The 5,774-nt window shown below is 59.6% G+C and carries 6 protein-coding genes; 3 read left to right on the forward strand and 3 right to left on the reverse strand.

Annotation, left to right across the window (positions count from 1 at the left end):
• Window positions 1-898: LysR family transcriptional regulator (locus tag AC1DJN_RS20275; RefSeq protein WP_478039976.1), on the forward strand; the 898-nt coding region annotated here is incomplete at its 5' end.
• A 247-nt stretch (window positions 899-1,145) separates the two neighbouring features.
• Here the strand turns inward: AC1DJN_RS20275 and AC1DJN_RS20280 are convergent.
• Window positions 1,146-2,111 (reverse strand): GlxA family transcriptional regulator, encoded by a 966-nt coding sequence (locus tag AC1DJN_RS20280; protein ID WP_478013508.1) that lies wholly within the window; start codon window positions 2,109-2,111, stop codon window positions 1,146-1,148.
• A gap of 99 nt (window positions 2,112-2,210) precedes the next feature.
• Between AC1DJN_RS20280 and AC1DJN_RS20285 the strand changes: the two genes are divergently transcribed.
• Entirely contained in the window at window positions 2,211-3,080 is an 870-nt protein-coding gene (locus AC1DJN_RS20285; protein ID WP_137190677.1) for an MBL fold metallo-hydrolase, read from the forward strand.
• Window positions 3,081-3,090: 10 nt separating this feature from the next.
• Complete coding sequence (locus AC1DJN_RS20290) at window positions 3,091-3,576, forward strand: isochorismatase family protein (protein ID WP_478039978.1); 486 nt, start codon at window positions 3,091-3,093, stop codon at window positions 3,574-3,576.
• Window positions 3,577-4,246: 670 nt separating this feature from the next.
• Here the strand turns inward: AC1DJN_RS20290 and AC1DJN_RS20295 are convergent.
• Both AC1DJN_RS20295 and AC1DJN_RS20300 read right to left on the reverse strand, forming a co-directional pair.
• Window positions 4,247-4,780 (reverse strand): hypothetical protein, encoded by a 534-nt coding sequence (locus AC1DJN_RS20295; RefSeq protein WP_478039980.1) that lies wholly within the window; start codon window positions 4,778-4,780, stop codon window positions 4,247-4,249.
• A 240-nt stretch (window positions 4,781-5,020) separates the two neighbouring features.
• On the reverse strand, window positions 5,021-5,647 hold the full coding sequence (locus AC1DJN_RS20300) for a tyrosine-type recombinase/integrase (protein WP_442251560.1): 627 nt from the start codon (window positions 5,645-5,647) through the stop codon (window positions 5,021-5,023).
• Window positions 5,648-5,774: the final 127 nt, after the last annotated feature.

Here is a 5,774-nt window from a genome sequence, read left to right on the forward strand (position 1 = left end):
TCGCATCGCAATGCAGGTCTACGTGCGCGTGGTGGACGCCAAGAGCTTCGTGCGTGCCGCCGAGGCCCTCGCCCTGCCTCCGTCTACCGTCACAGGTCTGATCAAGGGCTTGGAAAAACACCTGCGAGTCCGCCTGCTAAACCGGACAACGCGCAGCGTCAGCCCCACCTCGGACGGCGAACGCTACTACGCCCAGTGCCGCGAGATCCTCAACCTGATCGAACAGGCGGAGACCGGCCTGAAGCCCGCACCAAAGGACCTGCGGGGGCGGTTGAGGATCGACATGCCGGTCGGCATCGCGCACTCGGTGATTCTTCCGAATCTGGAGAGTTTCCGCCGCCAGTATCCCGAGATCTATCTAATGATCGGCGTGGGTGACCGACCGGTCGACCTCGTCCAGGAAGGCGTGGACTGTGTGATCCGGACTGGGCCGCTGGAAGACTCCAGCCTAGTGGCCCGGCCGCTGGGAAATTTCAGTTGGATCACCTGCGCCGCGCCACGCTATCTGGAGAGATATGGCGTCCCGCAATCACTTGAAGACCTCGCCGGCCACCGCGCGGTCCACCATTTTTCCCATGGTTCGAGGGGCGGCGGCAACCTGCTCTTCTCTGTCGATGGGAAGCGACGGGTGGTACCCATTGACGGCTCGGTCGCCGTGAATGAGACCGAGCTCTACATCAAGCTGTGCATGCAGGGATACGGCTTGGCACAGTTGCAACGCGTATTGGTGGAGAAGCAGTTGCAGGATGGCAGCTTGGTCGAGGTGCTGCGGCAGTGGCGGCCGCCGTCGGTGCCGGTGTCGATCCTGTATCCGCATCACCGTTATGGATCGCCCATCGTCCAAGCATTCACCGCTTGGGCTACAGAGCTTTTCTCCGCCAAGAGCGAGAAGGCATAGATCGCGAACTCAGCCGTCAGGGTCCAGATATCCCGAGGCGATGTCGAGCCTGTGTCGCTCGGGTGGACTACTTTAGCGAGCGAATCCCTCAGACAGATGCCTTCCGGACGCCACCGCTGGCTAACATGTCCGCTATCGGCCAGCAGCGGGCATCAGGGAAGCGTGCCGGTGCCTGGAAGAGCTCGATCTGGCGTAGCTCGGTTCACTGTCAACTGAGACGAATCCAGTGCTCCTTCATCTGAGCGCGTCACTGCCCGAAAGTCTTTCTCCAGTCCGAGGGACTCACGTGCATTGCTCGCTTGAAACTCTGACGGAATGAAACCGCGCTCTGAAACCCGGCCTTCTCTGCCACCACATCGATCGGCAGCGCTGAACTCTCAAGCAGCTCCTTGGCGCGGCGAAGTCGTTCCGCCTGAACCCAGTCACCAACGGTCATGCCGGTGACCTTTGCAAACCTGCGGGTGAATGTTCTCCGGCTCATCGCCACTTTTGACGCTAGGCTGTCGATGGAATGATCGTCACCGAGATTGCGCCGGACCTCGTCCATCAGACTACTGAGGGCGGCGTCCCGTGAGTTGTCTGGGACGGGTTGATCGATGTACTGGGCCTGCCCACCCTCGCGGTGCGGCGGCAACACCATCACCCGCGCGACGCGGTTGGCCTCCTTCGTTCCGTAGAGCTTTCGCACCAGGTAGATGCAGCAGTCCAGTCCTGCGCCGGTGCCGGCCGAAGTGACGAGCCTGTCCTCGTCTACATAGAGTGCGTCCACGTCCAGCTTTACGCTTGGAAATCTACCCTGGAAGTCCGATTCGCCTGCCCAATGGGTCGCAGCGCGCTTTCCATCCAGAAGGCCTGAGTAGGCCAGCGCGTAGGTACCATAGCAGAGGCCAACGACGTAGGCGCCGCGCTCATGGGCAGCGCGCAGTCCGTGCTGAAGCGCCTCGGAGGGCGCCTGCCCCAGCTCCGGCCAACCTGCGACCACAACGACGTCGGCCTTATCGAGGAGCTCCAGTCCGCCGTCACCCCTGATCATCAAGCAGTGCGAAGTCGGCCCTCCGCCGCCCTCGACGGCGACCCGTACCCGGAACTCCGTTCGCCCCTCAAAACACATGCCGAAGATCGCCAGCGGGACAGACAGGTGAAACGCGCTGACGCCCGGCTGTGCCAGCAGGACGACCTCCGTCGTACCCACAGATTCTGAGTGGATGGTCATTTTGGCCCGATCCCATCGTCATTTGACATCTGGGCCAGTATCTCACGGAAGGCGCCAAGCCCAGACTTTTCCCATCACATGAGCCCTCAAGGAACTTCAATGAGCAAGACACTTCCCGTCGCACTGTGCCTGATGCTGGCCATGGGTGCCCCACTCCACGCATTCAGTGCCGAGGTCAGCCCCAAGGTCTCGATCCAGCAGATCCGCAATGCCACCATCAAGGTGACGTATGGCGGCCAGGTCTTCCTGGTCGATCCCATGCTTGCACGCAAGGGAACCTACCCGGGTTTTGCCGGCACTTACCGTAGCCACCTGCGCAACCCGCTCGTGGAGCTTCCGGAGTCCGTTGAGTCCGTGCTGCGTGGTGTCGACGCAGTCCTGATCAGCCACACCCACCTCGACCACTGGGATGATGCTGCCCAGAAAGAAATCCCCAAGTCGCTGCCCATGTTCGTCCAGGACAATGCGGATGCGGCCCTGCTCCGCAAGCAGGGTTTCAAGGATGTTCGAATCCTGGGCACCGGCACCGTATTCAACGGCGTCAGGATCAGCAAGGCAGGCGCCCGTCATGGCTCGGAGGAAATGTACGCCATCCCCGAGGTGGGCAAGCTGCTCGGCGCAACCATGGGCTTTGTTTTCCAGCAGGCTGGTCTGAAGACGGTGTATGTGGCCGGCGACACCGTCTGGGAAGCCGAAGTTCGCGAAACGTTGAAGACTTTCAAGCCTGACGTGGTGGTTCTCAACACGGGCGATGCGCGGATCGATGGATTCAATACCGGCATCATCATGGGCAAGGAAGATACGCTGCGCGTGCACCAGATGTCTCCCAACGCCAGGATCGTGGCTGTACACATGGATGCGGTCAATCACATGAGCGTCAGCCGCTACGACCTGCAGGACTACGTCATCGAAAAGGGCATCGAAAGCAGTGTCGTCATTCCGCAGGATGGCGAAGTCATCGACTTCTAAAGGAGGATGTATGAAAGCGCTCATTGTGATTGATATCCAGAATGACTACTTTGCTGGCGGCCACTTCCCGCTGGAAGGCGCGGAGGAAGCACACCAGAGTGCGCTGGTACTGATCGAGACCGCGCACGGCAACAACGATCTGGTCGTGGTCGTACAGCATCAGGCACCCGCTGGCGCGCCCTTCTTCGAGACCGGCAGCGTCGGCGCCGATCTGCATCCTTCCATTCAATCGGCGATGCGGAATTCCCCTTTGGTGGTCAAGCATGAGGCGGATAGCTTTCTGCGAACCAATCTCGCCGAGCTGCTCCGGCAGCACAAGGTGGACACCATCGATCTGGTCGGCATGATGACCCAGCATTGCGTCACTCACACAGCCCTCTCGCCGGAGGCGGTGGGCTACCCGGTGACGATCCACGCTGACGCGTGCGCCGCCCCGACCCGTGCGCTGAGTGCGTTGGCACTGAGCGGGCTGAAGGCCCGCCACTTGGTCGTCTGATAGGCATTAAGCGCCCTGGCACGTCACGGTCCAGAACGCGTGCAGAGGAGACAAGCACCTAGGACTTCACGGAGTGGCATCGGATGGATTCACCACTCTGGGGACCGAACTTCCCATGTCCGCTTCCGGCCAGAAGCGGACACCGACCAACTCGTGAACTGAGCCGCGCCGAAAGCGTCCGCTTGAATGACTAGCTATGTGGCCCTTGCACGGGTGCCGGAAATGGCTCGCCCGCGCCAACGCGCTTTGCCAAGAGGTAAGCGCAGTACTTGTAAAGATCGTAGCGCGGTGAGTCGTTCTCAACGTAGACGACCTTCGTTGGGTGAAGGTGCACACCCGCCTCAGCCACACCCTCCAAAACTGCGCCCACGATTCGGACCTCATCCAGCGCGCTGTGTCGACATGATCCCCCTAATGGACGTCTTGAAAATGGCATGTCCATCGATAATGGCCACATCTATGTAGTTCTCGCCAGACTCCTTTCAAAGCTGGTCGTGAACTAGTCTGCGAAGCCATAGCTCACATGACTCTAGACGTTGCCTACATGCAACGCGTAGCTCTTCCGATGAGATGAGATGGAGCGCCATACATGCCTAACGCCAGCGTTCAGTCGCGGCGTTTCCGGAGCGAAGCGGAAGCAGTGACGTCGGCTGCAACAGCTGGTTCGGCGTCATCTCAGCGCATCCCCCAGAATCTTCACCTTCTCGATGACTTCTCGAAAGATCATGTACTCAGTGCTGTAGACGGTGGACCAGTCAATACCCTTGTCTTGGAATTCAGGGTCATGTCCAATCTCTATGTAAGTACGGTAGTTGCTCAGCTTGAACAGAGCTTTTTCGGCCCTCTCGAGCAGAGGCGCGTAGCTGTCTACGTTGAGCCGCTTCAGTTGATTCGGCAGGTCATGCGCCAAGTCATTGCGATGAGTCCGCAGGGCCTGGATCGCTTTGACGTCATCGTTGTCGATTGCCTGCATGAAGTCTCGAAGGTAAAGAAGGMACGCTTCGAAGTCGTTCTTGTGCCGAGCCTTGACGTCTACCTCATACGACTTGAAGGGGCCGGCCTCGAACGTCGTGTCGCGATAGAAGAGCTTGATGGGCTCGACGATGAGGCTTCTCACCAATTCGTAAGCAAGCAAGACAAAGCCCGCGTAGGCCAGGGACTTGGTCAGATCTGTTTCAGAGAGACCCAGCACTTCGCTGCTCATTGATCGACCTTTCTTGATGGGGCCCAACTACTTAGTAGCCGGATCCCTGAGTCCGGTTGTACGACTTCCACAGCGCGCCGGTTGGCGGGCYATCCCCTTGGTACGACTCGATCTTAGGACGACGGGGTCCGGCTAACAAGCCAATTTGCAACCGGACCGAGCAGGGTGCAGAGCGTGCGCCCCGGYGGATGTCCGCTTCGGGTCGAAAGCGGCCGTTCTAAGGCAGCTTTCGGAGGAACGCTATGCCTCGGTCTGCTCTGCTAGCGCAAGGGCATCATCCACCTCGACCCCCAGGTAGCGGACGGTACTCTCAATCTTGCTGTGCCCAAGCAGCAGTTGGACGGCGCGGAGGTTCTTGGTACGTTGATAGATGAGCGATGCCTCGGTGCGACGCATGGAATGCGTACCGTAGTTCACCGGATCCAGACCGATACTGAGCACCCAAGCCTTCACCAAGCGGGCGTACTGGCGCGTGGAGAGGTGGGTTGAGCCTCGCTGCCCGCCGGGGAAGAGGTAATCGTCGAGGCCAAGCTTCTGACTATCGATCCAAGCGACCAATGCATCTCTAGTCTGCGGCGTTATCTCGAACCGGACAGGACGCTTTGTTTTGCGCTGGATGACGCATGCCCTTGAACCAATATGCATGCCGTGTGCGACGTCACGGACCCGCAGCCCAACCAGATCGCACGCGCGCAGCTTGCTATCGATGGCGAGATCAAAAAGCGCTAACTGCCGACTATCGCCCTTGAGCTGAAGCCTGACTCGAATCGACCAGATCTCCTTGAGCTTTAGGGGCGCCTTCTGTCCCACAAGCTTGCCTAGATTCCAAGCAGGACGTTCCGCTGAGCGGCCTGAACTTCGCTTCATGGCTTTCTCCAATCCCGAGGTGGGATGGAGAGGCTCTAACTGCCTGTGTGTCGCCTCAGTTAAGAGGTGCTAGGGAGCTCAGCTAGGTCACTTTCGCGTCAAAGGCACATCGCACGATGTACTACTC

It is taken from the genome of Stenotrophomonas sp. 05L414_2 (genome assembly GCF_056397905.1).